General features: G+C 74.4%; 20 protein-coding genes and 1 pseudogene. 12 read left to right on the top strand and 9 right to left on the bottom strand.

From position 1 onward, the window contains the following. Positions 1-8: 8 nt before the first annotated feature. The 4 genes from ACFYO8_RS04740 to ACFYO8_RS04725 all read right to left on the bottom strand — a co-directional run bounded on the left by ACFYO8_RS04740 (position 9) and on the right by ACFYO8_RS04725 (position 4,542). The gene (locus ACFYO8_RS04740; RefSeq protein WP_354874258.1) at positions 9-1,157 is read right to left on the bottom strand and encodes an SAM-dependent methyltransferase; all 1,149 of its coding nucleotides are present in this window, start codon (positions 1,155-1,157) and stop codon (positions 9-11) included. 181 nt (positions 1,158-1,338) lie between these two features. Continuing rightward, the gene (locus tag ACFYO8_RS04735; RefSeq protein ID WP_354874260.1) at positions 1,339-3,015 is read right to left on the bottom strand and encodes a DEAD/DEAH box helicase; all 1,677 of its coding nucleotides are present in this window, start codon (positions 3,013-3,015) and stop codon (positions 1,339-1,341) included. Positions 3,016-3,610: 595 nt separating this feature from the next. Further along, on the bottom strand, positions 3,611-3,838 hold the full coding sequence (locus ACFYO8_RS04730; RefSeq protein ID WP_013288692.1) for a DUF3107 domain-containing protein: 228 nt from the start codon (positions 3,836-3,838) through the stop codon (positions 3,611-3,613). Positions 3,839-3,903: 65 nt separating this feature from the next. Continuing rightward, positions 3,904-4,542: a TetR/AcrR family transcriptional regulator gene (locus tag ACFYO8_RS04725; protein WP_354874265.1), complete on the bottom strand. Its 639-nt coding sequence runs from the start codon at positions 4,540-4,542 to the stop codon at positions 3,904-3,906. A 149-nt stretch (positions 4,543-4,691) separates the two neighbouring features. On the opposite strand from ACFYO8_RS04725, the gene ACFYO8_RS04720 reads away from it, so the two are divergent. The 6 genes and pseudogenes from ACFYO8_RS04720 to ACFYO8_RS04695 form a co-directional block, all read left to right on the top strand. Further along, positions 4,692-7,601, top strand: a complete 2,910-nt coding sequence (locus ACFYO8_RS04720; RefSeq protein ID WP_355014796.1) for a hypothetical protein — start codon at positions 4,692-4,694, stop codon at positions 7,599-7,601. A 41-nt stretch (positions 7,602-7,642) separates the two neighbouring features. Next, positions 7,643-8,644, top strand: coding sequence for an alpha/beta hydrolase (locus ACFYO8_RS04715; RefSeq protein WP_354874269.1), 1,002 nt, complete (start codon positions 7,643-7,645; stop codon positions 8,642-8,644). A 5-nt stretch (positions 8,645-8,649) separates the two neighbouring features. Continuing rightward, positions 8,650-9,489, top strand: a complete 840-nt coding sequence (locus ACFYO8_RS04710; protein WP_354874271.1) for a DUF3152 domain-containing protein — start codon at positions 8,650-8,652, stop codon at positions 9,487-9,489. A 78-nt stretch (positions 9,490-9,567) separates the two neighbouring features. Beyond that, positions 9,568-10,392 carry a DUF3152 domain-containing protein gene (locus ACFYO8_RS04705; protein ID WP_354874273.1) on the top strand — a complete coding sequence of 275 codons (825 nt, stop codon included), beginning with the start codon at positions 9,568-9,570 and terminating at the stop codon, positions 10,390-10,392. A gap of 41 nt (positions 10,393-10,433) precedes the next feature. Next, positions 10,434-11,681, top strand: a complete 1,248-nt coding sequence (gene moeZ, locus ACFYO8_RS04700) for an adenylyltransferase/sulfurtransferase MoeZ (protein ID WP_354874275.1) — start codon at positions 10,434-10,436, stop codon at positions 11,679-11,681. Positions 11,682-11,800: 119 nt separating this feature from the next. Further along, positions 11,801-12,670 (top strand): annotated as a pseudogene (locus tag ACFYO8_RS04695) (hypothetical protein); the annotation flags it as partial. A gap of 560 nt (positions 12,671-13,230) precedes the next feature. Here ACFYO8_RS04695 and ACFYO8_RS04690 read toward each other — a convergent pair. Both ACFYO8_RS04690 and proB read right to left on the bottom strand, forming a co-directional pair. Continuing rightward, on the bottom strand, positions 13,231-14,472 hold the full coding sequence (locus ACFYO8_RS04690; RefSeq protein ID WP_387188792.1) for a glutamate-5-semialdehyde dehydrogenase: 1,242 nt from the start codon (positions 14,470-14,472) through the stop codon (positions 13,231-13,233). Between the two features lie 42 nt (positions 14,473-14,514). Continuing rightward, on the bottom strand, positions 14,515-15,672 hold the full coding sequence (gene proB, locus ACFYO8_RS04685) for a glutamate 5-kinase (RefSeq protein ID WP_354874279.1): 1,158 nt from the start codon (positions 15,670-15,672) through the stop codon (positions 14,515-14,517). A gap of 13 nt (positions 15,673-15,685) precedes the next feature. On the opposite strand from proB, the gene ACFYO8_RS04680 reads away from it, so the two are divergent. From ACFYO8_RS04680 to ACFYO8_RS04670, 3 genes are read left to right on the top strand one after another with little or no spacing between them, the layout of a single operon-like run. Then, positions 15,686-15,997, top strand: a complete 312-nt coding sequence (locus ACFYO8_RS04680; RefSeq protein WP_354874281.1) for an MGMT family protein — start codon at positions 15,686-15,688, stop codon at positions 15,995-15,997. Between the two features lie 32 nt (positions 15,998-16,029). Next, positions 16,030-17,403 (top strand): MFS transporter, encoded by a 1,374-nt coding sequence (locus ACFYO8_RS04675; protein ID WP_357707264.1) that lies wholly within the window; start codon positions 16,030-16,032, stop codon positions 17,401-17,403. A 31-nt stretch (positions 17,404-17,434) separates the two neighbouring features. Further along, positions 17,435-18,913: an aminotransferase class V-fold PLP-dependent enzyme gene (locus ACFYO8_RS04670; protein ID WP_357707266.1), complete on the top strand. Its 1,479-nt coding sequence runs from the start codon at positions 17,435-17,437 to the stop codon at positions 18,911-18,913. Between the two features lie 48 nt (positions 18,914-18,961). Here ACFYO8_RS04670 and ACFYO8_RS04665 read toward each other — a convergent pair whose 3' ends face one another. The 3 genes from ACFYO8_RS04665 to ACFYO8_RS04655 all read right to left on the bottom strand — a co-directional run bounded on the left by ACFYO8_RS04665 (position 18,962) and on the right by ACFYO8_RS04655 (position 21,744). Further along, the gene (locus ACFYO8_RS04665) at positions 18,962-19,903 is read right to left on the bottom strand and encodes a hypothetical protein (RefSeq protein WP_355014801.1); all 942 of its coding nucleotides are present in this window, start codon (positions 19,901-19,903) and stop codon (positions 18,962-18,964) included. A 100-nt stretch (positions 19,904-20,003) separates the two neighbouring features. Further along, positions 20,004-21,194 carry a hypothetical protein gene (locus ACFYO8_RS04660; RefSeq protein WP_355014802.1) on the bottom strand — a complete coding sequence of 397 codons (1,191 nt, stop codon included), beginning with the start codon at positions 21,192-21,194 and terminating at the stop codon, positions 20,004-20,006. Further along, entirely contained in the window at positions 21,187-21,744 is a 558-nt protein-coding gene (locus ACFYO8_RS04655; RefSeq protein ID WP_354874291.1) for a SigE family RNA polymerase sigma factor, read from the bottom strand. Before ACFYO8_RS04655 ends, ACFYO8_RS04660 begins: the two co-directional genes overlap by 8 nt. 135 nt (positions 21,745-21,879) lie before the next feature. On the opposite strand from ACFYO8_RS04655, the gene ACFYO8_RS04650 reads away from it, so the two are divergent. From ACFYO8_RS04650 to ACFYO8_RS04640, 3 genes are all read left to right on the top strand, one after another. Continuing rightward, a complete protein-coding gene (locus tag ACFYO8_RS04650) occupies positions 21,880-22,437 on the top strand; it encodes an NADH-quinone oxidoreductase subunit B family protein (RefSeq protein WP_354874293.1) in 558 nt (185 codons plus the stop codon). 85 nt (positions 22,438-22,522) lie between these two features. Continuing rightward, entirely contained in the window at positions 22,523-24,436 is a 1,914-nt protein-coding gene (locus ACFYO8_RS04645; protein WP_355014803.1) for a carboxypeptidase-like regulatory domain-containing protein, read from the top strand. A 101-nt stretch (positions 24,437-24,537) separates the two neighbouring features. Continuing rightward, entirely contained in the window at positions 24,538-25,854 is a 1,317-nt protein-coding gene (locus ACFYO8_RS04640) for a DUF2252 domain-containing protein (protein ID WP_354874297.1), read from the top strand. Positions 25,855-25,884: the final 30 nt, after the last annotated feature.

Here is a 25,884-nt window from a genome sequence, read left to right as displayed (position 1 = left end):
GCCGCCGGTCAGCGCGCCTCGGCCAGCAGCGTCTCCAGCCGGGGCGTGACGCCCCACTGGTCGACCAGTTCGCGATACTCGGCCCGCTGCCCGTCGGTCGGGGCGCCGGCCGTCCGCCGCGCCCGGATCAGCAGGTTGCGCGGCGTGTGCTGGGAGTCGACGAACTCCACCACCTCGGCGCGGTAGCCGTGCAGGCGCAGCAGCGCGGCCCGCACCGCGTCGGTGAGCACGTCGGCGAACCGTTCCCGCAGGATGCCCTGCCGGGTCAGCAGCTCGTACGGCGCGGGCGCCTGCCCGGCCCGCAACTGCGCGGCCAGGTCGTGGTGGCAGCAGGGCGCGGCGAGCACCCAGCGAGCCTCCCAGCGCACCGCCCGGGCCAGCGCCTCGTCGGTGGCGGTGTCGCAGGCGTGCAGCGCCAGCACCAGATCGGGCACCGGTTCGACTGCCGCCTCGGCGATGGTGCCGGCCACGAAACCGACCCGGTCGGACCAGCCCAGGCGCTCGGCCAGCTCGGTGTTGCGGCGGCGCTGGTCCTCGCGTACGTCCACCCCGACCAGTGTCACGTCCAGGCCGCGCTGGTCGAGGTAGCGGTAGGCGGCGAAGGTCAGGTACGCGTTGCCGCAGCCCAGGTCCACCACCCGCAGTGGGCCGGTGAGGTCGTCGGGCAGCGTGGCCGCGAGCGCGCGCAGGAAGGCGTCGACCTGGCGGCGCTTGGCCGCCGAGCCGCCGATCTCGCGGAACAGGGGATCACCGGGGTCGAGCAGCCATTCCTTGGCCCGGTCGTGCCCGCCCGGCTCGGCGGCCGGACGGCTGGCCGCCGCGCGGTGCACCTGCGCCTCGCCGGACTTGGTGACCCGGAGCTGGAGCGTGGTGTCGGCGGTCTCGACGTGCCAGTTGCCGAACGGCTCGGCGAGCAGCTCGTCGACCGCCCCGCCGGCCTCCGTGCCAGGCGCCACGTTGCGGGTGTGCGGTCGTGAGCCGTCGGTGACGGCGATCTGCAACCGGGGGCCGGCCTTCAGCGTGACCGGGCGCAGTTCCGCGCGGGCCACCGAGGGACGCTGCCCACGGCGGCGCCCGGCGGCGACCGCGCGGGTCAGCCCCGGCGCGAGCAGCAGCGCCCGCACCTCAGCCAGCGCCGACTCCAACGCCTCAGCCATCTGTACCTACCTCTCCTGGCCCTCGCCCCACCCGCCGACAGCCCGGCGATCATGAAGTTGGCCGGTGGCGCGCACGGCGTGTCGCGCCGTCAACTTCATGATCGTCGGATGATCCGGACGGTGCCGGGACGGGGACGGCCTCCCGGGACCGGGGTCCGGGAGGCCGTTTCCGTTGCGTTCGTCAGTCGGCGTTCGTCGCCTCGGCGGGCACGCCGGTGCCGCCGCCACGGCGCCGACGCCGGCGACGCGGCTTGCTCGCCGCCTCGCCCTCCGCGGGCTGCGGTGCGTCAGCGGCGGTCTCGGTCGCGCCCTCGGTGCCGATCACCGCGGTCGGCTCACCGGCCGTCGTCTCGCCGGCCCGGCGACGGCGCCGCCGACGCGGCGTACGCGAGGTCTCGTCGTCCCCGGCGTCGGCCTGCGGGGCGGACGAACCGGCGGACGAACCGCCCTCGCCGCCCCGGCCACGGCCGCGGTCACGGTCGCGGTCCGGGCCCTCGCCGCGGTCGCGACCCCGGCTGTCGCCGCGTCGCGCGCCCCGGCGCGACCGGCCACCGCCGCCCAGGTCCTCCTCGACCTCGGCGGACAGGCCGGCGCGGGTGCGCTCGGCGGTCGGCAGCGTGCTGCTGACCTCCGTCGGGATGTCCAGGTCCGTGTAGAGGTGCGCGGAGGTGTGGTACGTCTCCGGCGGCTCGGGCATGTCCAGCCCGAGCGTCTTGTCGACGATCCGCCAGCGAGGCATGTCGTCCCAGTCGACGAAGGTCACAGCGACACCCGTGGCCCCGGCCCGGCCGGTACGGCCGATGCGGTGGGTGTAGGTGTCCTGGTCCTCCGGGCAGTCGTAATTGATCACGTGCGTGACGCCGGTGACGTCGATGCCCCGGGCCGCGACGTCGGTGGCGACGAGCGTGTCGATCTTGCCGGCCCGGAACGCCCGCAGCGCCCGCTCGCGCGCGCCCTGCCCGAGGTCACCGTGCACGGCGGCGACGGCGAAGCCACGGAAGTCGAGATCCTCGGCGACCCGGTCGGCGGCCCGCTTGGTACGGGTGAAGATCATGGTCAGCCCGCGGCCCTCGGCCTGAAGGATGCGCGCCACGATCTCGACCTTGTTCATCGAGTGCGTGCGGTACGCGAGCTGCTTGGTCTGCGGCGAGGGGCCGGTCTCGGCGGTGTGCCCGGCGTGGATGGTCACCGGGCGGCGCAGGAAGCGCCGGGACAGCGCGACGATCGGGTCCGGCATGGTGGCCGAGAACAGCATGGTCTGCCGGTCCTCCGGCAGCATCGCCAGAATCTTCTCGACGTCGTCCAGGAAGCCCAGGTCGAGCATGCGGTCGGCCTCGTCGAGGACGAGCGCGCGGACCCGGTCGAGGCGCAGGTGCTTCTGCTTCTGCAGGTCCAGCAGGCGGCCCGGGGTGCCGACCAGGACCTCGACGCCCTTGCGCAGCGCCTCGATCTGCGGCTCGTACGCCACGCCGCCGTAGATCGGCAGCACCCGGACGCCCCGGGTGCGGCCGGCGGCGTCGAGGTCCTTGGCGACCTGGATGCCCAGCTCACGGGTGGGTACGACGACCAGCGCCTGCGGGACGCCGTCGCTGCCCTCGGACGGGGCGAAGACCCGCTCCAGCAGCGGGATGCCGAAGCCGAGCGTCTTGCCGGTGCCGGTCGGCGCCTGACCGATCAGGTCGACGCCGCGCAGCGCGATCGGCAGCGCGTACTCCTGGATGGCGAAGGCGCGGGTGATGCCGGCGGCGGCCAGCGCCTCGACGGTCTCCTGCCGCGCGCCGAGCGCGGCGAACGTGGGTGCCTCCGGGGGGACCGGAGCGGTGGGGGCCAGTGGCTGGCCGGAAATCTGCTCGCTCATATGGATCTGGGGGTGCCCTCTCGTGGTGCGCCCCTCAGGTCCTCAGGGCGCGATCGGTGTGGCGCGGGCCACGCGGTCAGGGGCGAATTCGCCGAGCCGGACCGGGCCGCACGCGCGTCGGGGACCGGCGTCGGTCAGCAAGTGACCGAATCGGTGCCCACGGCAATTATCTCATCCTACCTGAACGGTCACTGAGTCGTCCCGATTCCCAGGTGGTGGCCGTGCGCGCGGGGCATCCCGTTGTGACCTGAGTCACAGATGTGGCGCCCATGACCTGCGCTCGTGCCGGCGGCGAGCCCACCGCCCCCGACCTGCGTCGCCGCGCCGCGCTCGGCGAGATGGCCGCCGCGAGATCGCGCACCACCGGCGGCTCACCGGTCGGCTCCGCCGGCGACCGGGGCGCGCTCGTCGCGGTCATACGGGCGGACCGGTGGGGGGATGTGCCGGGGCTGCTGCGCCGGCTACCCGGGCGCATACCGGGATCTGCTCGGCGTGCGGGTTGACCGAGGCGCACACCGCGCGGACGGCAACCGCCGGGTAGAACAACTGAGCCGCCGTGGCGGGAGGCCCGCCACGGCGGCCGGTGCCGCGGGAATCAGCGAACGGTGAACCCGACGGCGCGGGGCGACGCCTCGGCGATCTCGACGTAGGCGACCTTGCCGACCGGCACGATCACGCGCCGGCCCTTCTCGTCGGTCAGGGAGAGGGTGCCCTCACTCTTGGCGAAGGCGTCGGTCACGATCTGCTCGATCTCGGCCGGCGACTGCGCGCTTTCCAGGACCAGCTCCCGCGGCGCGTACTGCACGCCGATCTTGACCTCCACTGTGCCTCCTCAACTGGGGCGAAAAAGCCACCGTGGGAAGGCTATCCGATCCGGTGGGCCGATGTTCAGGCTGACTCACCTTGCAGCGGGAAGCTGGCGATGCCACGCCAGGACAGGGCCGCGACCAGCGCCTCGGCCTCTCCCTTGGGCACCTGCCGGCCACCGGCCAGCCAGAACTGGGCGGCCGTCTCGGCGGCGCCGACCAGGCCCGAGGCGAGCAGTTCGGCGCGCGAGCGGCTGACCCCGGTGTCCGAGATGATCGTGTCGGTGATGGCCGCGATGCAGCCCTGCTCGACCCGCTCCACCCGCTGCCGCACCCCCGGGTCGTTGCGCAGGTCCGACTCGAAGACCAGCCGGAACGCCTCGCTCTCGTGGTCGACGAAGTCGAAGTACGCGCGCACCGCGGCGCCGACCCGCTCCTTGTTGTCGTTGGTGCCGCTCATCGCGGCCTGCACGTTGGCGACTATCGCGTCACAGTGCGTGTCCAGCAGTGCCAGGTACAGCTCCATCTTCCCGGGAAAGTGCTGGTAGAGCACCGGCTTGGAGACACCGGCCCGCTCGGCGATGTCGTCCATCGCGGCGGCGTGGTAGCCCTGCGCGACGAACACCTCCTGGGCGGCGGCGAGCAGCTGCTTACGGCGCGCCGAGCGGGGCAGGCGGGTGGGCCGACCGGCGGTCTGTGCACCGTTCCCCACTGCGGTCATCGGATCCTCCGAGTATCTGCGTACGAGCCGGCACGTATCACCCGAACCGGTCCGGGTCCGTGAACCCGTCGCGGAATTGGCCCGCCGCTGTAACTTATCGCCACTGTCACCACACGGTAGCCTCAGCGGGGGCGACCAAGGAGCGCGCGGTGAGTGAAACAGGGCAACCCGGAGCCGCCACCCCGGGAGAGCACGGCGACGGGACGGGCCAGCAGGACGACCCGGCCCGTACCGGCGGCGGTTGGGCGCCCCCGCCGAACGGCTGGTCCCGCGGCGCTCCGGCGCCCGGCGGCTGGCCCTACGGCGACCTCGGCGGCTGGGCCGCCTCCTCGCCCCGGCACGGCGACCTGCCCGCCCCGCTGCCCGGCCACTCCGCGCCGGAACCGGGCCGCGCCAACGGCCGCCACGTCAACGGCGTGCACCACGCCGGTGAGGAGTCACCAGTGACCCGCCAGGCGCCGGTCAGTGCCCCGCCCGCGGACGAGCCGCCCCGGCCCGTCGACGGCGAACGGCTGGCCGTCCCGGCCCCACGCCCGGCGCCGACGATCGAGCAGCAGACCGACCCGGGCGACGTCGCCGGCTCCCGGCACGCCGCCGACGACCCGGCCACCCGGACGCCGCGCTGGGCCGACAGCGGGCCGACCTCCGCGCCCCCGGCCCTCCAGGTCCCGCCGGTCGGCGCCGCCGCCTCCGGTTTCGAGGTGCCGCCGGGCTTCCACGCGCCGAACACCGAATCCACCCCGTCGCTGTCCCGGGGCTGGGCCGACCGGCCGGTCACCCCGCTGCCGGCCGCGAACCGGCCGGAGGACGTACCGGGCGAGGTCCACCCGTCCGAGGGCCGGGAGGCCGCCGAGCCGCGGGCCGCCGCCGACCCTCCGGTGGCGGACGACCCGAGGGCCGCCGAACCGGACTGGTCGGGGCCGTCCTGGAACCGCCCGAGCTGGGGTGACGGCTGGGCCCCGCCCTGGGCCCGCACCGAGGAGCCGCCGGCCCACCGGTCCGAGGAGCCGCCGGTCCGAGGCGCCGAGGAGCCGCCGGCCCGCCGCGCCGAGGAGCCCGCCGAGCGGCGGGAGTGGGCGGACGACAGCGCCGCCCAGCGCACCGTCCGCGGCGACCGCGCGGCCGAGTGGGCGCCCGAGCCGGTGCGGCCGTACGAGCCGGCCCGCGTCGAGCCGCCCGCCGCCTACGAGCCACCCCGGCCCGAGCCGGTACGGGCGTACGAGCCGTTGCGCGTCGAGCCGGCCGCCGCGCCCGAGGCGGCGCGGCAGTACCAGCAGTCCGCCGGTCCCGATGCGGCGCGGTCGTACCAGCCGTTCGCCGAGTCCGAGGGGCCCCGGCAGCACGAGCCGGGTACCGGGCCGGAGCCGGCGCGCGGGTTCGAGCCGCCGGCCGGGCCGGAGCCGACGCTCGAGGCGACTCGGCCGTTCCGGCTGGCCCGGGGCGACGCCGAGCCGCCGCGCGGCTACGAGCGCCCCTCCTGGGCCGCACCGCCGGTGCCGGTTCCCCCGCTGATCACGCCCCCCGGTCCCGGGCCGGCGAGTGCCCCGCCCGCGCCCGGTGCGCCACCCGTGCCCGGTGCCCCGACCCTGCCGGCCGGTGGATACGCCCCGGCGCCCCCCGCCGAAGCGGCTACCCCCGCCCCGCCGGTCTCCGGCGCTCCCGCCGCGAGCGGCACGCCGCGCCCCGACCACACACCCGCGCCCCACCCGACGAGCGCCCCTCCCTACGCGGCCCGCCGGTCCGCACCGGAACCGGTGCCGGCCGCCGACGCGGTCGCCGAGCCCTCACCGGAGGAACCGTTCCCCGTGCTGCCGCAGCGCGTCCCCTCGGAACCGGACGTGCCAGTCGTGCCGGAGCCACCGGCAGTGGAACCGTCCGCCGAGACCCCCGAACTCGCCCGCATCGCCACCCATCTGCGCCGGGACGACGAACCCGCCCCGCTGCGGGAGCGGCCGGAGGGCTTCGACGTCAACGCGATCCTCGACGCGGTCCGCGAGGTGGCGGGCGTACGCGACGCAGCGCTGCGCCGTACCCCGGCCGGCGCGCACAGCCTCCGGCTCGACCTGGCCGACGGCGCGGACCCGGCCGAGGTGAGCCGCATGGTGGCCCGGCTGCTCCAGGATCGGATGGGCCTGGCCGCCGCCCCGCAGAACCTGCCCGGCGCACCCGCCGTGCCGCCGCCGGCCCCGCTGCGCCGCCGGTCGGCCCGGCTGGACCGCTCCGGCGAGACGCGCGCGGGCGAGACCCGGGCGCCCGGGGCGCAGTCCACCCCGGGCGAGGCCTGTGCCGCGCAGCCCGAGCCGGGCGAGCCCCGTATCCAGGCGCCGCGTAACGGCGACGAGCCGGTCGGCGACGAGACGCCGGCGCGTACCGGCGTGGCACGTCCGGCCGCGAACCGCTCCGGAGACGCGCGGTTCGGTGCGGACCGGCCCGTGCGTCCGGCCGAGGCGCCCGGCGACGGCGACGAGCCGCCGCGCCGCCGCCGGCAGGCCACCCACCGGGGCCGGGCCACGGTGGACGAGACGTCGCTGGCCGCCGCGCCGACCGGCACGTCGACCGGCAGCCCGGTCACGCTCGGCACGTCGTACTCCGGTGGGCAGATGACCACGACGGAGACCGCGCCGTCGCGGCCGCTGGACACCGGCGGCGTTCTGGGGCCCCGGGTGGTGATCGAGCACGTCCTGGTGAGCACGTTCGGCCTGGACGCCACCACCGAGGTCCGCCTGGTCGCGGGCGACCGGACGGCCGAGGGCCACGCGACCGGGCCGGCTGTCGACGGGTACGTGCTGCGGCTCTGCGCGGTGGCCGCCGCCGCCGCGGTGGACGAGCTGCTCGGCGGGAGCGTCCCGGCCGGTGAGCGGGGCCGCTGCTTCGTGGAGCACGCCGCCGTGGTGCCGTTCGGCAACTGTGAGGTGGCGACAGTCGTGGTGCTGCTGGTCTGCGACGGCTGGGTGGAGCAGTTGGCCGGCTCGGCGCTGGTGGCCGGGGATCCCCGGCAGGCGGTCGTGCGGGCCACGCTCGCGGCGGTGAACCGGCGGCTGGAGGCACTGCTGTCCTGAGCGACGCTGTGCGGTACGGCCCGGGCGGGGAGACTGGAGACATGAAGCGCGCCGCACTCTGGCCGGAACACAGCCTTCCCGCACACCAGGTCCTGCCGCCGCCCTGGCCCGGCCGGCATGTACGCCTCGACGGCACGCTCGTGCACGTCCGCGACACCCCGGCCACCGGGCCCGGCGCGGAGCCCGCGCTCTACGTGCACGGTCTCGGCGGGTCGGCGCAGAACTGGACCGACCTGGCCGGCCTGCTCGCGGACCGGCTCGACGGCCAGGCGATCGACCTGCCCGGGTTCGGGCGCAGCGAGCCCGGGCCGCGCTACACCATCCCGTCCTTCGCCGAGCGGGTGATCCGCTGGATCGAGCACAGCGACAGAGGGCCGGTGCACCTGTTCGGCAACTCGCTGGGCGGCGCGATCTCGGTCCGGGTGGCCGCGCTGCGCCCCGACCTGGTCCGCACGCTCACCCTGGTCTCGCCCGCCCTGCCCTTCCTGGACTTCCGGCGCTCGTTGCAGGGGCGGATGCTGCCGCTGCTGGCGATCCCCCGGGGTGAACGCCTGGCCGCCTGGCGGCTGGCCCAGTTCAGCCCGGAGGTGACGGCGCAGCAGGTGATGGAGGCGTGCGTGGCGGACCTGACCCGGATCAGCGAGCAGCGCCGGCAGGAGTCCATCGACGAGATCCGGGTCCGGTACGAGGCGGCCCACTACGCCGCCGCGTACGTGCGGACGTTCCGGGGCCTGGTCGCCAGTTTCCTGCGCTCGTACCTGCCGGGTGAGGGCGCGCTCTGGCGGCAGGCGGCGGCGGTACGGGCGCCCACGCTGGTGGTGGGCGGGCGGCAGGACCGGCTGGTCGACGTGCGGGTGGCGCCGCAGGCGGCCCGGGTGATCCCGGACAGCCGGCTGCTGATGCTCGACGGCGTCGGGCACGTGGCCCAGTTGGAGGTGCCCCGGACCGTGGCGCGGGCGGTGCTGGGGCTGCTCGCCGAGGCGACGCCGTCGCTCGCCACCGGCACGGGGGAGAGCGGAAGGGAGCATGACGTGGCAGGCTGAGCCGGATGCCCCGCTCCCGTTCCTCCTTCCCTCACTGGCGTTCCGCCCTCGTGGTCTGTGCCTTCGTCGCCGCCGCCGCGATCGGTGTCGGCGTGGCGGTGCAACTGCCGTCGGCGGGCGCGGGAACCCGGGCCACCGACGGGTTCGCCGCCCAGCCTCCGGCCCCGACGCGGGAGCCGTCCACGCCGAGCGTCTCGCCGCCGCCCCCGGTGGTGACGTCCAGTTCGCCGGCCGCGCCGGTGCTGAGGCTGTCGGCCCCGGGGCCGGCGAAGGGCCGGGGCAGCTTCGCCTACGACGACCGCACCAGCGGCGTGCTCGGCCGCTCGGGGACGCTGCACCGTTACCGGGTGGCGGCGGAGAACGGCTCCGGCGAGGAGGCCCGCGCCTTCGGCGAGACGGTGCAGCGCGCGCTGGCCGGCCCGGGTGGCTGGGCCGGTGGCAAGCTGCGGTTGCAGCGGGTCGGCCCGGACGGCGGGCACGACTTCACGATCTACCTCGCCACCCGGGAGACGGCCAGGCGGCTGTGCGGGGCGGGCGGGATCGACATCCGGATCGGCGGGGTGCCGTACACGTCGTGCCGGGTGCCGGGCAAAGTGGTGATCAACCTGGACCGGTGGCGGACCTCGGCGCCGCACCTGGTCGCCGCCGGGATGCCGCTGGACACCTACCGGTTCTACGTGGTCAATCACGAGGTGGGACACCAGCTCGGGCACCGGCACGAGGGGTGCCCCGGCGCGGGCCGGGCGGCGCCGGTGATGCAGCAGCAGACGCTGTTCCTCAAGGGGTGCCGGCCGAATCCGTGGCCCAACGTGGGCGGGAAGCGGTACACCGGACCGGGCCTCTGATCGTCCGATCGTGAGGAACATTCGCGGCATAGGCGGCAAAAGCAGCTAAATGCCCGAATTGCATGGCACGCTGAGGTCATGACCTCGTCGTACCCCTACGACAGACCTGCCGCGCCGCCGCCCGAGCGTCCCACCCTGCGCCGGATGCGCCGTCGCCGTCGCCGCTCGGTGCTGCTGCTGGCGATGCTGCTCGCGGCCGTCAGCGGCGCGATGGGCATCACCCGGCTGAGCGCCCCGCCGGCCGACAGCGCCCAGGCGCCGCTCGCCGCCGAACCGTCGCTGGCGCGCGGTGCCGAGCCGGACGTCCCGGCCGCGACGCCGACCGGCTACCCCACCGCCGGCCCCGGCACGTTCGCGGTGGCCCAGGGCCGATCTCCGGTACGCGGACACGAGGGCCCGCTGCGCCGCTACCGGATCGAGGTCGAGCAGGGTACGGGGCAGGACGCCGACGGCTTCGCCGCCACCGTGGACGCGGTGCTGGGCGACCCGCGGAGCTGGATCGCCTCTGGGGAGCTGCGGGTGCAGCGGGTGCCCGAGGCGGCGGCGGCCGACTTCACCGTCTACCTCGCCACCCCGGTCACCTCCGAGCGGATGTGCGCCGAGGGCGGCCTGCGCACCGACCGGTACACCTCCTGCCGGCTGCCCGGCCGGGTCGTGCTCAACCTGGCCCGCTGGATGACGGCGGTGCCCGACTACGGCGCCCCGATCGGGGTCTACCGGACGTACGTGATCAACCACGAGGTCGGACACGAGTTCGGCGAACTGCACCAGGCGTGCCCCGCGCCGGGGGCGCCCGCGCCGGTCATGCAGCAGCAGACGTACGGGCTGGACGGCTGCGTGCCGAACGCCTGGCCGTACGTCGGCGGGGTCCGGTACTCCGGCGAGCCCATCGACGGCGTCTGAGTTATTCCCGGTCCCGCAGTTCGGGCGCAGTGTCCCTCATCATGGCCGATCCCCGCTCCGGCGAGCGACAATGGCGCGGTCACACCGCCGATCCCGGGGAGTCCACCGTGTCGTTGCCCCCGCTCGTCGAACCCGCCGCCGAGCTGACCGTAGACGAGATCCGCCGCTACTCACGCCACCTGATCATCCCGGACGTCGGGGTCGAGGGGCAGAAGCGGCTGAAGAACGCCCGGGTGCTCTGTGTGGGCGCCGGTGGCCTCGGCTCACCCGCGTTGCTCTACCTGGCCGCGGCCGGTGTCGGCACGCTCGGCATCATCGACTTCGACACCGTCGACGAGTCGAACCTCCAGCGCCAGGTCATCCACGGCGTCTCCGACGTGGGCCGGTCCAAGGCCGAGTCCGCCGCGGCGTCGATCCGCGAGATCAACCCGCTGGTCAACGTGGAGATCCACAACACCGCGCTGGACCGGGAGAACGTCCGGGACATCTTCTCCCGGTACGACCTGATCGTCGACGGCACCGACAACTTCGCCACCCGCTACATGGTCAACGACGCGGCCGTGCTGCTCGGCAAGCCGTACGTCTGGGGTTCGATCTACCGCTTCGACGGCCAGGCGTCGGTGTTCTGGGCCGAGCACGGCCCCTGCTACCGCTGCCTCTACCCGGAGCCCCCGCCGCCCGGCATGGTCCCCTCCTGCGCCGAGGGCGGCGTGCTCGGCGTGCTCTGCGCCTCGATCGGGTCGATCCAGGTCAACGAGGCGATCAAGCTGCTCGCCGGCATCGGTGAGCCGCTCGTCGGCCGGCTGATGGTCTACGACGCCCTGGAGATGAGCTACCGCAAGATCAAGGTCCGCAAGGACCCGAACTGCGTGCTCTGCGGCGAGAACCCGACCCTCACCGACCTGATGGAGGACTACGAGGACTTCTGCGGCGCGGTCTCCGAGGAGGCCCAGGAGGCGGTGGTCGACTCGACCATCACGGCGCTGGAGCTGAAGGACTGGCAGGACTCGGGCAAGGACATCTTCCTGGTCGACGTGCGCGAGCCCGCCGAGTACGAGATCGTCCGGATCCCCGGCTCGACGCTCATCCCCAAGGGCGAGATCCTGTCCGGCGAGGCGCTGGCGAAGTTCCCGCAGGACCGGCAGATCGTGCTGCACTGCAAGTCCGGCGTCCGGTCCGCCGAGGCACTGGCCGCGCTGAAGGCGGCCGGCTTCGGCGACGCGGTGCACCTCCAGGGCGGCGTGCTCTCCTGGGTCAAGCAGGTCGACCCGTCGCTGCCCGCGTACTGAGTCGTGTCGATGGGCCCGCCCGGTGTTCCCGGGTGGGCCCGTCGTGCTTTCCGAGGGCTCCTGGCGTGGGCATACGCCGGGTCTCGTGACCCGGCGGCGGCCGGTGGGCCGGGGCGGTCCTGGCCGAGCTACCGAGGCGTAACCCCGGCCGCACCAGTACCGTCAGTGCCGTGGTGGACTTGGACGCGGCGATCGGATTCGTCGTCGCTCACGGTGACGCGGTGGACCGCGCCCGCCTCTCCCGGTTGCGTACCGGCGCTCCGGTGCCCTCCGGCGTGCTCGACGCCGCCGAGACCGGGCAGGCGCCCGGCGGCGGCTGGCCCGCCGTCCTCGACGGCGAGGTCGCCTCGATCGACGCGACCTGCTTCCGCCTCGCTGAGCTGGACGACCTCGGCGCGCTGGGCCGCCCGGCCGCCCGGCACGCGCTGGACTGGCTGGCCGCCCGGCAACTGCCCGACGGCGGCTGGGACGAGGACCCGTCGCTGGCCGGGCTCGCCCCCGAGTGGGCCACGCCCGGCGATCCCGAGGCCCGGCTCTACCAGACCGCGAACGCGGGGTTCTGGCTGACGGTGGCCGGGCTGGACGCCCGCGCCGCCGGGCCGCTGGACCACCGGGTCGGCGGCGCGTACGCCGGTGTGGTGCAGGCGGCGGCGCAGGCGCTGGCCGCGCAGCTCGCGCCGGACGGAAGCTGGCCGTCCTTCCTGCCCGCCGGCTGGCTGGCCGCCGCGGTGCTGCACCGCCAGCGGATGTACTACGAGTCGGCGCGCATCCAGGCGGTGCTGGCCGACCGGATCCCCGGGATGTCCCCGGCCGACGTGGCCTGGCTCGCCGCCACGCTGCGCCGGGCCGACGTGGGCGAGGAGCAGTGGCTGCTGGTCTCGGCGCGCCGGCGGCTCGCCGAGACCCAGCGCAGCGACGGTGGCTGGGACAGCGACGACGGTCACCAGTTCGACGTGCACACCACGCTGCGGGCGATCCGCGCGTGCCGCCCGCACGCGCCGGAGGCCCCGGTGTCCGGAGCGCCGTTCGTGGCGCCGCAGACCGCCGAACTGTCCGCGCCGCCGGCCGTGCCGGCCCCACGCCCGCGCCGGCTCCCCGCACCGCCGCCTGCGACTGCGCCGCCCTCTTCCGCGCCTGCGCCGCCCGCCCCGGCTCCCGATCCCGAGCCGCCGCACCGCCTCGGACCCGAGCCGTCGGCTGGGTCGGGGGGCGCGTTGTCGACCGGGCCGCGGATCGCGCCCGCGTCGTCGGCCGGTCCGGACGGCGGGCAGGGGCCGTGGTCCGCCTGGATCGTCGCGCCCGACCTGCTCCCCGACGAGAGCACCGGGCCCACCGCGCCGTCAGCGCCGGACCCGCCGTCCGCCGCGCCGGCGTCGCCGGGGCTGCCTCCGCTCGCCATACCGCCATCGGCCGACGGTGATCCACTCCAGATCGCCTAGCTTCCAGCACGTTGATCAACGCCAGTTCGGCGAGGTGGCGGCATCGGAGGCAGCGGGACGCCGACGTGGCGCCCCAGCGCCAGGCGAGATCGGGGCCGGCACCGGATCGATCAGCGCACGTGACCGTCCCCGGTGACCACATACTTGGTGCTGGTCAGCTCCGGCAGACCCATCGGGCCGCGGGCGTGCAGCTTCTGCGTCGAGATGCCGATCTCCGCGCCGAAGCCGAACTCGCCGCCGTCGGTGAAGCGGGTGGACGCGTTGACCATGACCGCTGCGGCGTCCACCCGGGCCACGAACTCCCGGGCCGCCCGCTGCGAGTCGGTGACGATCGCCTCGGTGTGGCCGGTGCCGTACCGGCGGATGTGCGCGACCGCCGCGTCGAGCGAGTCGACCACGGCGACGGAGATGTCGGCGGAGAGGTACTCGGTGCCGAAGTCCTCCTCGGTGGCCGGGACCACTGCGGCGGAATGGGCGGCGACCTCGGGCGTGCCGTGCACTGTCACCCCGGCGTCGACGAACGCGGCCAGCACGGCCGGCAGGAACGCGTCCGCGACGTCGCGGTGCACCAGCAGCGACTCGGCCGTGTTGCAGGTGGACAGGCGCTGCGTCTTGGCGTTCAGCGTGACCGCCAGGGCCTTGCCGAGGTCGGCGGCGGCGTCCACGTACACGTGGCAGTTGCCCACGCCGGTCTCGATCACCGGCACCGTGGACTCCTCCACCACGGCGCGGATCAGTGACGCGCCGCCGCGCGGGATCAGCACGTCGACCAGGCCGCGGGCGCGCATCAGCTCCTTCACCGAGTCGCGGGTGCTGGAGTCGAGCAGCTGCACCGCGTCCGCCGGCAGCCCGGCGCCGGCGACCGCGTCGCGCAGCACCGCCACCAGCGCCGCGTTCGAGTGCGCGGCCGACGAGGAGCCGCGCAGCAGCGCCGCGTTGCCGGACTTCAGGCAGATCCCGGCGGCGTCGACTGTCACGTTCGGCCGGCCCTCGTAGACGATGCCGACCACCCCGAACGGCACCCGGATCTGGCGCAGTTCCAGGCCGTTGGGCAGGGTCGAGCCGCGTACCACCTCACCGACCGGGTCGGGCAGCGCGGCCATCTGGCGCAGCGCGTCGGCGATGGCGGCCACCCGGCCCTCGTCGAGCGCGAGCCGGTCGAGCACGGCCGCGGACAGCCCGGCGTCGCGCCCGGCCGCCAGGTCCGCCGCGTTCGCCGTCAGGATCTCCGGGGTACGCGCCACGAGCGCGTCGGCCATCGCGTGCAGCGCGGCGTCCTTGACGGTACGGGTGGCCGTGGCCAGGGCTTCCGCCGCGTCCCGGGCTCGCCGGGCCTGCTCGACGACGCTCATGGTGCGTACTCCTTCGGAGGTGTTTTAAGGAGGGGCCCTTGCTTACAGCAGGACCAGGTCGTCGCGGTGGACGACCTCACGTTCGTACGCCGGGCCGAGCGCCGCGGCGAGTTCGGAGGTGGACCGGCCGAGCAGGCCGGGCAGCTCCACCGCGTCGTAGTTGACCAGGCCCCGGGCCACCGGCGCGCCGGCGCTGTCGACCAGGTCCACCGGGTCACCGGCGGTGAACGCGCCGTCGACTGCGGTGATGCCGGCGGGCAGCAGCGACTTGCGGCGGCCGACCACCGCCTGCACCGCGCCGGGGTCGAGGTGCAGCCGGCCGCGGGGGGCGGTGGCGTGCGCCAGCCAGAACAGACGGGCGGCGGGACGGCGGCTGCTCGGGTGGAAGTACGTGCCGACCGGCTCCCCGGCCAGCGCCGACGCGGCCAGCGGCGCGGCGGTGAGCACCACCGGGATGCCGAAGCCGGTGGCGATCCGGGCCGCCTCGACCTTCGTCACCATGCCGCCGGTGCCCACCCCGGCGCGGCCGGCCCCGCCGACGTCCACGCCCGCCAGGTCGCCCTCGCCGTGCACCTCGGTGATCCGGGTGCTGCCCGGCCGGGAGGGATCACCGGTCCAGAGCGCGTCGACGTCGGAGAGCAGCACCAGCAGGTCGGCATCGACGAGCGCGGCCACGAGCGCGGCGAGGCGGTCGTTGTCGCCGAACCGGATCTCCTCGGTGGCCACCGTGTCGTTCTCGTTGACGATCGGCACGGCGCGCAGGTCGAGCAGCTTGCGCAGCGTCCGGTACGCGTTGCGGTAGTGCGCCCGCCGGGTCACGTCGTCCACGGTGAGCAGCACCTGCCCGACGGTGCGGCCGTGCCGGGCGAACGCGGCGGCGTACCGGCCGATCAGCAGGCCCTGGCCGACGCTGGCGGCGGCCTGCTGGGTGGCCAGGTCACGCGGGCGCCGGGGCAGCCGCAGCGGGGCGAGCCCGGCGGCGATCGCGCCGGAGGAGACCAGCACCACCTCGCGTCCGGCGGCGGCCAGCCCGCCGAGCGTGTCGACGAGCGCGTCGACCCGGGCGTCGTCGAGGCCGCCCGTCGCGGTGGTCAGCGAGGACGAACCGATCTTGACCACGATCCGCCGGGCCGAGGTGACTGCTTCACGCACCCGACCATTCTGCGCGCTGCGGTCTGCCGCGCCGCGGCGCGTTCCCATATCGTGGCAGCTCGTGACACCTGACGAGTACGTCGAGGCGGTGCTGGCGCTCGTCGAGCGGATTCCGCCGGGGCGGGCGATGTCGTACGGAGCGGTGGCCGACGCGCTCGCCGACCGCTCGGGGCGGGCGTCGCCACGGCTGGTCGGCTCGATCATGGCGCGGCACGGGGGCGGGGTGCCCTGGCACCGGGTGGTGAACGCGGCGGGGCGGCTGCCGCCGGGCCACGAGCGCAAGGCCCGGGAACGGCTGCTCGCCGAGGGGTGCCCGCTGCGCGGCGACCGGGTGGACCTGGCGGCGGCGTCCTGGTCCCCGGAGGGGATGTGACGCGGGCCATAACGTGAGTAGCATTCGGCTCCATGACGGTCTCGGCCCTGCCCCGCCGGGTGCACCTCGGGTACGCGCTGGGTTCCCTGGTCACCGGCGCCTTCGGCACCGTGCCCGGGCTGCTCCTGCTGCCGTACCTCACCGACACGCTCGGCGTCGCCGCCGGGCTGGCCGCGCTGCTGGTGCTGCTGCCGAAGGCGTGGGACGTGCTGGTCAACCCGGTCGCCGGGCGGATCTCCGACCGGACCCGGTCCCGCTGGGGCGCGCGCCGGCCGTACCTGCTCGGTGGCGGGCTGGCGCTCGCCGTGCTGTTCGCCTCGATCTTCGCCGCGCCGTTCGCCGACGGTCCGGCCGCCGCCGCGTACGTGGCGCTGGCGTTCCTGGCGACCGCCACCGCGTTCGCGTTCTTCCAGGTGCCGTACGTGGCCATGCCGGCCGAGCTGACCGCCGATCCGGCGGAGCGTACCCGGATGATGACCTGGCGGATCGCGGTGCTGGCGCTGGCCATCCTGGTCTCCGGCGCGGTGGCCCCGGCGGTGGTGACCGCCGGCGGCGAGGGCGTGCCCGGCCACCGGTGGATGGGCCTGTTCGTCGCCGCGCTCATCGTCGCCGGCACCGTCGGCGTCTTCCTCGGCACCCGGTCCGCGCCGACCGGCACGGTGGGGGAGAGCGAGCCGAGCCTGCGCGCCCAGCTCGCGGTCGCCACCGGCAACCGGCCGTTCCGGGTGCTGCTGATCTGCTTCGTGATCCAGTCCGCCGGGGTGGCCACCGTGCTGGCCGGGGTGAAGTACTTCGCCGACCAGGTGCTGCGCGAGCCGGACAGCGGCCCGACGCTGCTGTTCGCGTGTTTCGTCGCGCCCGCGCTGCTGGTCATGCCGCTCTGGTCCCGGGCCGGTGCCCGGCTGGGCAAGCGGACGTCGCTGGTCGCCGCGTCGCTGATCTTCGCGGTCGGCGCGCTGGCCCTGGTCGCCGCGCCCGCCCTGCCCGCCGCCGCGGCCTACGCGGTGGTCGCGGTGATCGGCGTCGGGTACGCCGGCCAGCAGGTCTTCGCGCTGGCCATGCTGCCGGACTGCATCGCGTACGACACCGCGCGCACCGGACGGCGGCAGGCCGGGGTGTTCACCGGGCTGTGGACCGCCGGGGAGACGTTCGGGCTGGCGCTGGGGCCGGGCGTCTACGGCCTGGTGCTCCAGCTCTCCGGCTACGTCTCCTCGTCGACCGGTACCGCCGCCGTCCAGTCCGACTCGGCACGGCTGGGCGTGCTGCTCGGCTTCACCGTGCTGCCCGCCCTGCTCGTGGCGATCCCGCTGGTGCTGCTGCGCGGCTACACACTGACCCCGGCCCAGCTGGCCACCGCCCCCGGGGCCACCGCGCCCGAGGGCGCCACGCCGGCCGCGCGGGCATGAGCGCCGGACCAGCGACGAGAGGAACCACCCGATGACCGACACGGCAGACGTGAGCGTGCTGCCCGCGCGGGGGATGCCCGCGGCGGACGTGCTCGACGAGATCCGTGCGCTGCGGGCCGCCGACCGTCCGACGCACGGCGGGCGGCTGTTCGCCTACGTCTACGACCCCGGCGTGGCCGGGCTGGACGCGCTGGCGCAGGCCGCGTACGCGGAGAGCGCACACGTGAACGGGCTCGACCCGACCGCGTTCCCGTCGCTGCTGGCGATGGAGAACGCGCTCGTCGGTGCCGCCGCCCGGCTGCTCGGCGGCGGCCCCGGCGCCGGCGCGCCGGACGTGGTCGGCAGCGTCACCAGCGGCGGCACCGAGTCGCTGCTGCTCGCCGTCAAGGCGGCCCGGGACGCCCGACCCGACCTGACCGAGCCGCGGATCGTGGCGCCGGCGAGCGCGCACGCCGCGTTCGCCAAGGCGGCGCACTACCTGCGGGTCGCGCTGGACACCGTGCCGGTCGACCCGGTGACGTTGCGCCCGGACGCGGCAGCCGTGGCCGCCGCGATCCGCCCGGAGACCGTGCTGGTGGTGGCGTCCGCCCCGTCGTACGCCCACGGGGTGGTCGACCCGGTCGCGGAGATCGCGGCCGTCGCGCAGGCCGCCGGGGTGCGGTGTCACGTGGACGCCTGCTTCGGCGGCTGGGCGCTGCCCTGGCTGCGCCGGCTCGGCGCGCCGGTGCCGCCGTTCGACTTCGCCGTACCGGGGGTCACGTCGATCTCGGTCGACCTGCACAAGTACGCGTACGCGCCGAAGGGCGTCTCGGTGCTGCTGCACCGCGATGCGGCGCTGCGCGCCCCGCAGTTCTTCGCGTACGCGGACTGGCCCGGCTACACGATGGTCAACCCGGTGATCGCCTCGACCCGGTCCGGCGGGCCGATCGCCGCCGCGTACGCCACACTCCGCCACCTCGGCGAGGACGGCTACCTGCGGCTGGCCGCCGCGACCCGGGACGCGGTCGCCGGGCTGGCCGACGCGGTACGGGCCACCGCCGGGCTGCGGCTGATGGCCGAACCGGAGACCACAGTGGTCTGCTTCACCAGCGACGATGCGGGGCTCGACCTGTTCGTGCTCGTGGACGAGCTGACCGCGCGTGGCTGGCACACCCAGCCCCAGCTCACGTACGCCGATCTGCCGGCCAGTGTCCACCTCACGGTGACCGCGGCGGTGGCGCCCCGGGTGGCCGAGTTCGGGCCGGCGCTGGCCGAGGCGGTCGCGGCGGCCCGCGCCGCCGGGCCGGTCGTGCTGCCGCCGGAACTGCTGGCGCTGGCCGGCAGCCTCGCGCCGGAGGCGCTCACCCCCGAGCTGGTGGCCGGCCTGGCCGACGGGCTCGGCCTGGCCGGCGGCGCCGGGGTGCCGGACCGGATGGCGGTGGTGAACACGCTGCTCGACGCCGCCCCGGCGCGGCTGCGGGAACGGCTGCTCGCCGAGTTCGTCGGGTTGCTCCAGCGCCCGGCCTGGTGACACGGCGACGCCCGGCCGGCGCGTGGGCGCCGGCCGGGCGGGCGACTGTCAGCTCGCGGCGGCCGCGGTCACCGTGAACGACGTGGTGTTGTCCGACGGGTCCACGTCCTGCGGGTCGTCGGCCCCGTAGAAGTAGCTCCCGGTCACGGTGAGGCTGCCGGTACCCAGCTCACCCGCGGCCGTGCCGACGGGCGCGCTGAGGAACACGTCGAAGGTGCGCTCCTCGCCCGGCACGAACCGGCCGCCCGGCACGGAGAACCCGTACGGGAAGCTCGGCATGTCCTGCGGCTCGATGTGGTCGACCTGCACGCCCGCGGGCAGGGTGGCCCCGACGTTGAGAGCGAAGGTCGGCGCGTCGTTGCCGTAGCGCACGGTGACCGGCATCCGGCCGAGCAGGGTGCCGTCCGGCTGCGGGGTCAGCGTCACCGCGCTGCCCCGGATGCTGAGGTCGGTGTCGACGGCCTGCACGTACGGGCGCGGCTTGCGCAGGCTGCCGCTGGTGGAGCGGAAGACGGTGGTGAAGCCGGTGGCGTCGGAAGCCGCGGCGCCGTCCGGGACGACCTCGATCCGCCCGCCGGTCGCGACCATCGGGTAGCTGCGCGCGGTGGTCCAGACGTGGAACCCGAGCCGGAAGGTGAGGCTCTTGCCGGCCTCGATCTGCTCGCCGCCGCAGCTGATCACCAGCCGGTTCTCCACCAGGCGGTTGTAGAAGCAGCCGCCGCCGGGCTCGATCGTGGTGAACGAGGCCCCCGCCGGCTCGGTGACGACCAGGCTCACCGACGTCGCGGTCGCCCGCCGGTTGGTCACCGTCGCGGTGAGCGTCCCGACGTACCCCCTGTCGGTCGGGTCGAGAACGAGCCGCTGCGCCGTGACGTCGACGCGGCCGGCGGTGGCGGCGCTCGGCGCGGCGGCGGCCGGCGTGGCCAGGGTGATCAGTGCGGCGGCCCCACCGAGTAGTGCGGTGGCGATCCGTGCCGTACGTGTGGTCATTGCTGTTCCTCCCGTGATTCCCCGTTGCCGGACGGCGGTGTTTCCGTCCGTCCGATGCCTGTCACACGTCCAATTAGGACGGTCGGTTGCACTCTGTCGGTCAGCCGACTGAGGTCAGCTCGACCGCGTTGTCCTTCCAGTTCAGGTCTTTCCAGTACCGCTCCTGCGAGTCGATGTGGATCACCCGCAGCGTCGGCGGCTCCTCGGCGGTCGCCGGATGGTCGAACGTGAACGTGTACGTCCTGCTCGCGCCCACCGACAGGGTGTCCAGCACGCAGGCGATGCCCCCGTCGAGCCGCACGTTCCGGCACCGGTCCAGGGCGGACCCGTTCGGTCTCGTGTAGTCGTACCAACCGGTGAACCCGAGCTGACGCACGCTCACGGGGCCGCGATTCACCACCGTCACGGTGACCGTGACCTTCCGGATCCCCTTCTTGTCCGGCGGCCCGGCCACGACGTCGCGGGCGGTCATCGTGAGGTCGGTCAGACGGGGGTCGGTGCCGAACTTCGTTGGTCCGGCGACCTGCCGGAACCGTTCGCCGTTCCAGGAGTACGTCCGCCACTGTCGTTGCGGCGCCCATTCGGGCGTGTCGCAACAGGGCTGGATGTCGGCGACGTATGCCCGGATCTCCCCGCCGTCCCGCACCGCGAACTCGGTGATGTCACCCATGCCCTCACGTGTGCCGACGACGCGGCCCATGGTGACGATCCGGCCGTCGTCGTCCCGATCGAAGGCGAGCACCTGCTTGCCCGATGCCTCGCCGTAGCGGCAGGCGACGAGGACGACCGTCTCGGTCGCGCCGTCACCGTCGAGGTCGGCGTACTCCGGCCCGGCGAGCAGCGTCGGGACCGATTCGTTCTGCGGGCCGGACCGGAGCCGGACGTCGTCGCTGATGCAGGTCTTCGGTGCGTCCGGCCAGGACACGAGGTCGAGCCGGGCCGCGAGCAGCTGGGACCGGGTGATCCGCCCGTCCGGAGCGGCCGGGGTCGAGCTGGCCGTGCTCGGCGGCGGCGTCGACGGTGGCGGCGACGTGCTCTCGGACGGAGCCGGGGTGACGGTCTGCGCGGGCGCCGGGGGCGGCCCGGGCCGCCGGTCCAGGGCGGCGTTCGCGCCCACCGGGATCACCACGGCGAGCACCACGGCCGCCGCGGTGACCACCGTGGTCCGCCGGCGGCGGTGCCGGACCGTGCGCCGGACCGCGGCCGTCCCGGCGGGGTGTACCACCGGGGCGTACGCCGCGCGGAACCCGGCGAACTCGCCGCCGACCAGGATGTCGTCGGGCTCAGCCATTGTGGTTCACCTCGTTCGTGCTGGTGAGCTTCGCCGCCAGCGCGGTCCGCCCTCGGTACAGCCAGGACTTGACGGTGCCCTCCGGCACGTCCTCCTGCGCCGCGATCTGCGCGACGCTCATATCGGCCAGGTAGTGCAGCACCACGGCGCGGCGCTGATGGGGCGGCAACTCGGACAGCGCGGCGGTCAGCGCGACCCGGTCCGGGCCGGGCCCCGGCACGTACTCCTCCCGCTGGCGGTGCAGCCACGCCTGGGCCGTCCGTAACCGCCGCCACCGGCTGGTGGCCAGGTTCCAGGCCACCCGGCGGACCCAGGCCACCGGGTCGTCGTAGCGGGACACCCGGGACCAGCGGGCGAACGCCCGGCAGAACGCCTCCTGCACCATGTCCTGCGCCTGGGACAGGTCCCCGCAGTAGGCGGTGAGCTGAAGGGTCAGGGACCGGAAGTGTGCGTGGTAGAGCCCGTCGAAGTCGACGGCCTCGCCCGGCTCGGCGCGGCTCGCTGTTCCCTCGGGTGGCTGGTCGAGCACCGGCTCCCTCGTCACCGTCATCTGGTCCTCCCCGTGTGCGTGCCGCCGACGCGGTCACGTCGGTCACACGCCCTGACGCCCGCACCGGTTGCGAGGGTTGCCGGTCCGGGCGCTGTGGTTGACTGTCGGTTCGGGGACAGCGGAGGGAGGCCAGAGATGCAGGTGCCGGCCGTGCTCGGCGAGCCGATCCGGTTCGTGCTGAACTGGGGCCGCCGCTACTCGCTCTGGGTCTTCAACTTCGGCCTGGCCTGCTGCGCCATCGAGTTCATCGCGACCAGCATGGGCCGGCACGACTTCATGCGGCTCGGCGTCATCCCGTTCGCCCACGGGCCCCGGCAGGCCGACCTCATGGTGGTCAGCGGCACCGTCACCGACAAGATGGCCCCGGCGGTCAAGCGGCTCTACGACCAGATGCCCGAGCCGAAGTACGTGATCTCGTTCGGGGCCTGCTCCAACTGCGGCGGCCCGTACTGGGACTCCTACTCGGTGACGAAGGGCGTCGACCAGCTCATCCCGGTCGACGTGTACGTGCCCGGCTGCCCGCCTCGGCCGGAGGCGCTGCTGCACGGCATCCTCCGCCTCCAGGAGAAGATCGCCGCCGAGCAGTCCGGCGTCGGCGGCGTGTCCCGCCCCGACGCGCTCACCTCCCCGGCGGACGCTGTGGCGCGGCCGGTCGAGTCCCTGACCGCACCCCCGGTACGTCCGCCGGCCTGAGCGCACGCCGTGCGGGGTGAACGGCGACCCGGTTCACCTCTTTAGGTGATCTTAAATGTTGACGGTCGCCGTTATGTTTGCTGGCATGATACGACTGCGGGCTGCGGGGGCCGCCCTTCTGGCGGCGCTCGCCACGATCTCCCTCTCTGCCACGCCGGCGGCCGCTGAGGCGGTCGGCTACACCGGGCTGGTCACCGACGCCGACGGTGCGCCGGTCGCGAACGCCTGTTTCGCCCTGCACACCTCACCCGAGGAGGTGGCCGCCGAGTACTGCTCGGACGCGCAGGGGCGCTACACCATTCCCGGCGTCGCCGACGCCCCCGACTACAAGATCCGGGTGCACGCCGCCGGCTTCCGGACCGAGTGGTGGTACTCCGCCCCGGACTACCTGAACGCTGACCGGATCAGCCTTCCCGCGTACGACCTCGTCGAGCGGGACGTCACGCTCGGGCAGGGCTCGGCGGGGATCAAGGGCCGGATCACCGACGAGACCGGCGCGCCGGTCGAGGCCACCGTCACCATCTACGGCGAGGACTCGAACTACGAGGCCATCGCCTACACCTGGGACCTCGGCGACGGGCGTTACCAGATCGACAACGTGCCCCCCGGCCGGTACCGGATCTCCGTCTACGACAACACCCGTGGCTACCAGTGGGTGCCGGGTCAGGAGAGCCGGGACAGCGCCACCGTGTTCGAGGTGGCCGACGGCGCGACGCTCACCGTCGACGAGCAGGTGCTGCCGCTCGGCGAGATCGAGGCCCGGGTGACCGATTCGGTCACCGGCAAGCCGGTGCCGCGTCCCTGCCTGTACGTCATCGGAGGGCGCGACGAGTTCGTCTGCGGCACGAACGGCCTGGTCCGGGTCACCGGTGTGCGTCCGGGCAGTTGGACGACCGAGGTGACCGGCGGCGCCTCGTACTTCCCCGCCGACCCCCAGCCGACCGTCGACGTGCGGCGTGGTGCGGTCACCGAGGTCTCGTACGCGTTGCGGCCCGGCGCGGCCTTCACCACCACCGTGCGGGACGCGGCCACCTCTGCCCCGATCAGCGGGATCTGCGTACACCTGGTCCAGCCCAAGTGGGGTGGACAGTCCGCCCACATGCGGCAGTACTGCTCCGGCACGGACGGCCGCCTGGAGGTCGGCCCGTTCGAGGCTGACGAACTCCAGACCTTGAACGTGTACGCCTACCAGGCGGACAACCCGTACGACCCGCCGGTGCGCCGCTACGGCGACCAGTGGGTCACCGCCGACGGCGGCAGCGGCGACCAGCGTGTGGCGCTGGCGGTGACCTTGAAGGCGGCGCGCACCATCACCATCCCGGCCATCCGGATGGACCAGCCGGGCACGATCACCGGTACGGTCCGCAACGCCGCGGGCGACGTGGTCCCGGGTGTCTGTTCCTACCCGTACGCCTTCCACCCCGGCCAGGGCTCCATCTTCGGGAAGAACTGCTCCGACGCCTCCGGCCGCTACACCATCAACGACCTCGGCCCCTACCGCTGGCCGGTCGAGTTCGCACCCACCGCCAACAGCGGCTACGCCTGGCAGTGGTCCGGCAATGTCGCCGACCGCTTCGCCGCCACGTACACCCAGGTCACGTCGGGTGGCACGGCAACCGTCAACGCCAAGCTGGTCGCCGGTGGCGTGCTCGCCGGCAAGGTGACCGACCCGGCCGACCCGTGGGCCAGCGGTTACGTCTGGACGTACAACGCGCGCACCGGCGACATCGCCAGCGCCTCCTACGGGTACTTCGACAGCGGCAGCGGTGGGTCGTTCACCGTCAAGGGGCACCGCACGCAGGACGTCTACGTGCAGTACTGGGTGAACAAGGACTGCTGGTACGGCAGCCGACAGGCCCAGACCGTGCGGGTCAAGGCCGGCACCACCACCACCGTCGCGATGAACACCGGCTCCACCTGCGGGGCTCCCCCCACGGGCGTGGCCCGCGCCGCCGCGGCTCCGCTGGGCATCCGACCGGACTCACGCGCCGGGCGCTGACGGCCGACGAGTGCCCGGTACGGCGGCGACCGCCGTCGTACCGGGCACCGGGCCGAGCCGGAACGGGCCGGCGACTGGCGCCGGGTGGCTAGCCTGCGGACATGACCGGCCTCGCGGAGGAGCGCTCCGCATTCATCATCGACGTGCTGACCGAGGAGTTCGGCGCGTCCATGGCCATCGACCCGGCGGCGTTCCGCCGCAAGTTCCGCAAGATGGCGGCGTCACCGTTCGCCTTCTACCGGGGCAGCGCCGCGCTGTTCTACGCCGACCAGCGCGGCGACTTCGGCAGCGACCGGTTCCTCGACGACCGGACCAGCCGGGTGTGGATCCACGGCGACCTGCACGCCGAGAACTTCGGCACCTACATGAACGGCTCCGGGCAGCTCGTGTTCAACGTCAACGACTTCGACGAGGCGTATGTCGGGCCGTTCACCTGGGACCTGAAGCGCTTCGCCGCCAGCGTGGCGCTGCTCGGCTACGCCAAGGCGCTCTCCGACCGGGTGATCGGCGAGCTGGTGGCGGGCTTCGCGCGGTCGTACCTGGCCGAGCTGCGGGCCATCGCCGCGGGTGGGGACGACGCGATCGGCTCGATCACGCTCGACAACGCCGACGGCGTGCTGCGCCGGGTGCTCCAGCAGGCACGGATGAACACCCGGGTGGACCTGCTCGCCGGGCAGACCACCGTCGACAACTACGAGCGCCGGTTCTCCCTCGGCGACGGCGTGTACGAGATCGACGACGCCACCCGGGAGAAGGTCTGCGCGGCGTTCGCCGACTACCTGCACACGCTGCCGGAGTCGGCCACCCGGATGCGCCCGGTGGCCACCGGCATCAAGGACGTGGTGCTGCGCAAGGGCGTCGGCATCGGGTCGGCCGGGCTGCCGTCGTACAACCTGCTGCTGGAGGGGCACACCCAGGCGCTGGAGAACGACGTCGTCATCTACATGAAGCAGGCGCAGGTGCCGGCCGTGGCGCGGTACGTCGACGACGAGCGGGTCCGGTCGTACTTCCGGCACCAGGGGCACCGCACCGCCGAGTCGCAACGCGCGTTGCAGGCGCACGCCGACCCGTGGCTGGGCTTCACCGAGCTGGACGGCGTCGGGCAGCTCGTCGCCGAGGTGTCCCCGTACGCGGCGGACCTGGACTGGGCCGACGTGAACGAGCCGGAGGAACTGTCCGGCGTGCTCGCCGACCTGGGCCGGGCGGTGGCCCGGATGCACTCGGTCGCCGACGACGAGTCCAGCCACGACCTGGTCGACTACTCCACCGAGGAGGCGATCGTGGCCGTGGTCGACGCCGACCCGGAGGCGTTCGTCGGCTACCTGGTCGACTTCGGGCACCGGTACGGGATCCGGGCCCGCGAGGACCACCAGCTCTTCGTGGACCTGTTCCGCAACGGCCGGCTACCCGGCATCTGAGGGGCCGGGGCGCTGCGATCCGCCGCCCCG

Source organism: Micromonospora sp. NPDC005257, from assembly GCF_042872445.1.
Taxonomy (GTDB): Bacteria; Actinomycetota; Actinomycetes; order Mycobacteriales; family Micromonosporaceae; genus Micromonospora.
This window is presented reverse-complemented; position numbering and strand designations above follow the sequence as displayed.

Excerpts from the sequence above, each read along its gene's own strand:
- ACFYO8_RS04740 (WP_354874258.1), bottom strand. The coding sequence starts at position 1,157 with ATGGCTGAGGCGTTGGAGTCGGCGCTGGCTGAGGTGCGGGCGCTGCTG.
- ACFYO8_RS04735 (WP_354874260.1), bottom strand. The coding sequence starts at position 3,015 with ATGAGCGAGCAGATTTCCGGCCAGCCACTGGCCCCCACCGCTCCGGTC.
- ACFYO8_RS04725 (WP_354874265.1), bottom strand. The coding sequence starts at position 4,542 with ATGACCGCAGTGGGGAACGGTGCACAGACCGCCGGTCGGCCCACCCGC.
- ACFYO8_RS04715 (WP_354874269.1), top strand. The coding sequence starts at position 7,643 with ATGAAGCGCGCCGCACTCTGGCCGGAACACAGCCTTCCCGCACACCAG.
- ACFYO8_RS04710 (WP_354874271.1), top strand. The coding sequence starts at position 8,650 with ATGCCCCGCTCCCGTTCCTCCTTCCCTCACTGGCGTTCCGCCCTCGTG.
- ACFYO8_RS04705 (WP_354874273.1), top strand. The coding sequence starts at position 9,568 with ATGACCTCGTCGTACCCCTACGACAGACCTGCCGCGCCGCCGCCCGAG.
- moeZ (WP_354874275.1), top strand. The coding sequence starts at position 10,434 with ATGGCCGATCCCCGCTCCGGCGAGCGACAATGGCGCGGTCACACCGCC.
- ACFYO8_RS04690 (WP_387188792.1), bottom strand. The coding sequence starts at position 14,472 with ATGAGCGTCGTCGAGCAGGCCCGGCGAGCCCGGGACGCGGCGGAAGCC.
- proB (WP_354874279.1), bottom strand. The coding sequence starts at position 15,672 with ATGGGAACGCGCCGCGGCGCGGCAGACCGCAGCGCGCAGAATGGTCGG.
- ACFYO8_RS04675 (WP_357707264.1), top strand. The coding sequence starts at position 16,030 with ATGACGGTCTCGGCCCTGCCCCGCCGGGTGCACCTCGGGTACGCGCTG.
- ACFYO8_RS04670 (WP_357707266.1), top strand. The coding sequence starts at position 17,435 with ATGACCGACACGGCAGACGTGAGCGTGCTGCCCGCGCGGGGGATGCCC.
- ACFYO8_RS04665 (WP_355014801.1), bottom strand. The coding sequence starts at position 19,903 with ATGACCACACGTACGGCACGGATCGCCACCGCACTACTCGGTGGGGCC.
- ACFYO8_RS04660 (WP_355014802.1), bottom strand. The coding sequence starts at position 21,194 with ATGGCTGAGCCCGACGACATCCTGGTCGGCGGCGAGTTCGCCGGGTTC.
- ACFYO8_RS04655 (WP_354874291.1), bottom strand. The coding sequence starts at position 21,744 with ATGACGGTGACGAGGGAGCCGGTGCTCGACCAGCCACCCGAGGGAACA.
- ACFYO8_RS04650 (WP_354874293.1), top strand. The coding sequence starts at position 21,880 with ATGCAGGTGCCGGCCGTGCTCGGCGAGCCGATCCGGTTCGTGCTGAAC.
- ACFYO8_RS04645 (WP_355014803.1), top strand. The coding sequence starts at position 22,523 with ATGATACGACTGCGGGCTGCGGGGGCCGCCCTTCTGGCGGCGCTCGCC.
- ACFYO8_RS04640 (WP_354874297.1), top strand. The coding sequence starts at position 24,538 with ATGACCGGCCTCGCGGAGGAGCGCTCCGCATTCATCATCGACGTGCTG.